Source organism: Methylobacterium sp. NPDC080182, assembly GCF_050281105.1.
Lineage (GTDB): Bacteria > Pseudomonadota > Alphaproteobacteria > Rhizobiales > Beijerinckiaceae > Methylobacterium.
In genome coordinates, this window is the sequence record NZ_JBNNWO010000056.1 from 1 (window position 1) to 3,778 (window position 3,778).

Here is a 3,778-nt window from a genome sequence, read left to right on the forward strand (position 1 = left end):
GCCGACACCTGGGTTCCCGCGGCGTCCCGCGTCCCTCGTGCTCGCCTCCCGGGCCATGCCCCCGGCGCCACACCGCGCGCGGGGACGATCACGCGTGTCCGGTGCCGGCCGCCGCGGAGGATCGCCGTCGCGCCCGCAGGCGGCGACGGTTGCGTCCCGGCGCCGGCCGCGCGACAACGCGGGCAGCTTCCCGCGCTCATCCGGAACACCACAGACGTGACGTCCAACGCCCCGGCGAATCCCCGAAAGACGTTCGGTCTCTCGACCGCGATCTCCTACCCCAACGGCGCGCCCCATATCGGCCACGCCTACGAGGTGATCGCCGCGGACGCGATCGCGCGCTTCCACCGGCTCGACGGCTACGACGTGCTGTTCTCCACCGGGACCGACGAGCACGGGCTCAAGATCCAGCAGGCCGCGACCCGGGCCGGCACCGCCCCGCGCGCCTACGTCGACGGCACCGCCGCCCGGTTCCAGGCCATGGCCGACCGGATGGACTGCGCCTACGACCGCTTCATCCGCACCACGGAGCCCGGCCACTACGCCGCCGCCCAGGAGATCTGGCGGCGGATGGAGGCCAACGGCGACATCTACCTCGACAAGTATGCCGGCTGGTACTCGGTCCGCGACGAGGCCTACTACGACGAGTCCGAGACCCGGCTCCTGGAGGATGGCAGCCGCCGCAGCCTCGCCACCGACACGCCGGTCGAGTGGATGGAGGAGGAGAATTTCCTTTTCAGACTGTCCGCCTACCAGGACCGGCTGCTCGACCTCTACGCGGATCAGCCGGACTTCATCGGGCCGGACACGCGCCGGAACGAGGTGGCGAGCTTCGTGCGCTCCGGCCTCAAGGACCTCTCGGTCAGCCGCACCAATTTCGACTGGGGCGTGCCGGTGCCGGGGCATCCGAACCACGTGATGTACGTGTGGGTCGACGCGCTCACCAATTACCTCACCGTCACCGGCTTCCCCGACGCGGAGAACCCCCAAAAAAGATTCTGGCCGATGGACCTGCACGTGATCGGCAAGGACATCGTCCGGTTCCACGCGGTCTACTGGCCGGCCTTCCTGATGTCGGCCGGGCTGCCGCTCCCGAAGCGCGTCTTCGGCCACGGCTTCCTGCTCTCCAAGGGCGAGAAGATGTCGAAGTCGCTGGGCAACGTCCTCGACCCGTTCGAGCTCGCCGACACCTACGGGGTCGACCCGGTGCGCTACTTCGTGCTGCGCGAGGTGCCGTTCGGCGGCGACGGCAGCTACAGCCACGAGGCGATCATCGGCCGGATCAACGCCGATCTCGCCAACGACCTCGGCAACCTCGCCCAGCGCTCGCTCACGATGGTCGCCAAGAACTGCGACGGCGCGGTGCCGGATCCGGGCAGCCTGGACGCGGCCGACACGGCCCTGCTGGCCCTGGCCGACGCCCTGCCGGCACGGGCCCGGACCCTCATGGGCGAGCTCGCGCTCCACACCGTCCTGGCGGAGATCTGGGCCGTGGTGGCCGAGGCCAACCGCTACTTCGCCGCCCAGGAGCCGTGGAAACTGCGCAAGTCCGACCCGGCGCGGATGAACGCGGTGCTCTACACGACGCTGGAATCCCTGCGCGTCTTCGGCATCCTGACCCAGCCCTTCGTGCCGGGGGCGGCGGCCAAGCTCCTCGACCTGCTGGCGGTGCCGGCCGACCGGCGCGGCCTCGCCGATGTGGGGGCGGGGGGCCGGCTCGTGCCCGGCACGGCGCTCCCCGCCCCCGCGCCGATCTTCCCGCGCTTCGAGCGCCCCGAGACGCCCTCAACTTGACGGCCCTCCGAGACCCGATGCTCATCGACAGCCACTGCCATCTCGACTTCCCGGACTTCGCCGCCGACCTCCCGGGCGTGATCGCCCGCGCCAAGGCCGCGGGCGTCGCCGGCATGCTCACGATCGCCACCCGGGTCGCCAAGGCCGACACCTACCGGGCGATCGCCGAGGCCCATCCCGAGGTCTGGCACACGGTCGGCACCCATCCCCACGGGGCCGCCGAGGAGCCGGACGTCGCCGCCGACACGATCGCGGGCCTCGCCCAGGCCAGCCCGCGCTGCGTCGGGATCGGCGAGGCCGGCCTCGACTACCACTACGCCGACGCCGCCCCCGAGGCCGTGCAGGAGCGGGTGCTGCGCGCCCACATCGCGGCGGCCCGGCTCTCCGGCCTGCCGCTCGTGATCCACGCCCGGGACGCCGACGACCACATGGAGCGGGTGCTCGCCGACGAGATGGGCCGGGCGCCGTTCCGGGCGGTGCTGCACTGCTTCTCGTCGGGGCGGCGGCTGGCGGAGGCGGGGGTGGAGCTCGGACTGTACGTGTCCTTCTCGGGCATCGTCACCTTCCGGCGCTCGCACGACCTGCGCGACATCGCCAGGGCCGTGCCCCTCGACCGGATCCTGGTGGAGACCGACGCGCCGTTCCTGGCCCCCGAGCCCCACCGGGGACGGACCAACGAGCCGGCCTACACGGCCGACACCGCCCGGTCGCTGGCCGGGACCCTGGGGCTGACCGCCGAGGACTTCGCCCGGACCACGACGGCGAATTTCTTCACCTTGTTCGACAAGGCCGCCGAAACGCGCCCGGGCGCTGCGTGACGAGTCGGAGCGGGAGATCCGGATGGCGAGCCTGACCCTGCGCATCCTCGGTTGCGGCTCGTCCGGCGGGGTGCCGCGGGTCGGCAGCGGCTGGGGCGCCTGCGACCCGGCGGAGCCGCGCAACCGCCGGCGGCGCTGCTCGATCCTGGTGGAGCGCGCGTCGGGGGCGGGGCGGACCACGCTCCTGGTCGACACCTCTCCGGACCTGCGCGAGCAGCTCATCGACGCCGGCGTGACGCGCCTCGACGGGGTGCTCTACACCCACGCGCACGCCGACCACACCCACGGGATCGACGACCTGCGCCCGCTGGTGATCGCCATGCGGGCCCGCATCCCGGTCTACGCCGACGCCCTGACGCGGTCGCTGCTCACCGCCCGGTTCGGCTACTGCTTCGAGACGCCCCCCGGGAGCGCCTACCCGCCGATCCTCGACCTGCGCGACCTCGCCGCCGGCCGCGACCTGACCCTGGAGGGGGAGGGGGGCGCGATCACGGTAGAATCGCTCCCGGTGGAGCACGGCAACGAGGCGGCCCTGGGCTTCCGCTTCGGCGCGGCCGCCTACATGCCCGACGTCAGCCTGATCCCGGAGGCGAGCCTCGCCCGGCTCCGCGGTCTCGACCTGCTGATCATCGACGCCCTGCGGGACACCCCGCACCCGACCCACTTCTCGGTCTCGGACGCCCTCGCGCTGATCGAGTCGGTCCGCCCGCGCAGGGCGGTCCTCACCAACCTGCACACGGATCTCGACTACGGCGCCCTCGCGGCGCGCCTGCCGGAGGGCATCGTGCCCGCCTATGACGGCATGACCCTGAGCCTCGAGGCCTAGCGCGCCCACCGGGAGCGCGAATCGGGCGTCACACGGCTGTCGTCCGCGGAGTCCAAGAAAATCGGCTTTCCGGCCAACAAGCCTGTTGACGGCCGGGAACCGTGGATCTATACCCCGGCTCATCGGCGCCGGCCGCGGAAGTGGACCGGGCGCTGAGCCATCTTCTGACAAGCGGCGGGATTGGCCGGCGGGATTGCCGGGCGGTCTTCTGTTTGCCTCTGATGAGCCTCGGGCGACTGAGGCGTTCTTTGACAAGTTGGAATGAGGAAGGGAGACGCGGGCGGCGTTTGTCCTTGCGGCTGGGTCTTAGGACCTGGCGTGAGTAGACTTGTGCCGATCT

The 3,778-nt window shown here is 71.8% G+C and carries 3 protein-coding genes; all 3 read left to right on the forward strand.

Features of this window, described 5'->3' with window-relative positions; genetic code table 11:
• Positions 1-216 precede the first annotated feature (216 nt).
• The 3 genes from metG to ACQKQD_RS34025 are packed head-to-tail and all read left to right on the forward strand — an operon-like array spanning position 217 to position 3,438.
• On the forward strand, positions 217-1,794 hold the full coding sequence (gene metG / locus ACQKQD_RS34015; RefSeq protein ID WP_427510989.1) for a methionine--tRNA ligase: 1,578 nt from the start codon (positions 217-219) through the stop codon (positions 1,792-1,794).
• Positions 1,795-1,811: 17 nt separating this feature from the next.
• Positions 1,812-2,612 (forward strand): TatD family hydrolase, encoded by an 801-nt coding sequence (locus ACQKQD_RS34020; protein ID WP_427510990.1) that lies wholly within the window; start codon positions 1,812-1,814, stop codon positions 2,610-2,612.
• Positions 2,613-2,634: 22 nt separating this feature from the next.
• Complete coding sequence (locus ACQKQD_RS34025) at positions 2,635-3,438, forward strand: MBL fold metallo-hydrolase (protein ID WP_354455941.1); 804 nt, start codon at positions 2,635-2,637, stop codon at positions 3,436-3,438.
• Positions 3,439-3,778 lie beyond the last annotated feature (340 nt).

Coding starts and splice junctions, on each gene's coding strand:
- ACQKQD_RS34020 (WP_427510990.1), top strand. CDS start 1,812: ATGCTCATCGACAGCCACTGCCATCTCGACTTCCCGGACTTCGCCGCC.
- ACQKQD_RS34025 (WP_354455941.1), top strand. CDS start 2,635: ATGGCGAGCCTGACCCTGCGCATCCTCGGTTGCGGCTCGTCCGGCGGG.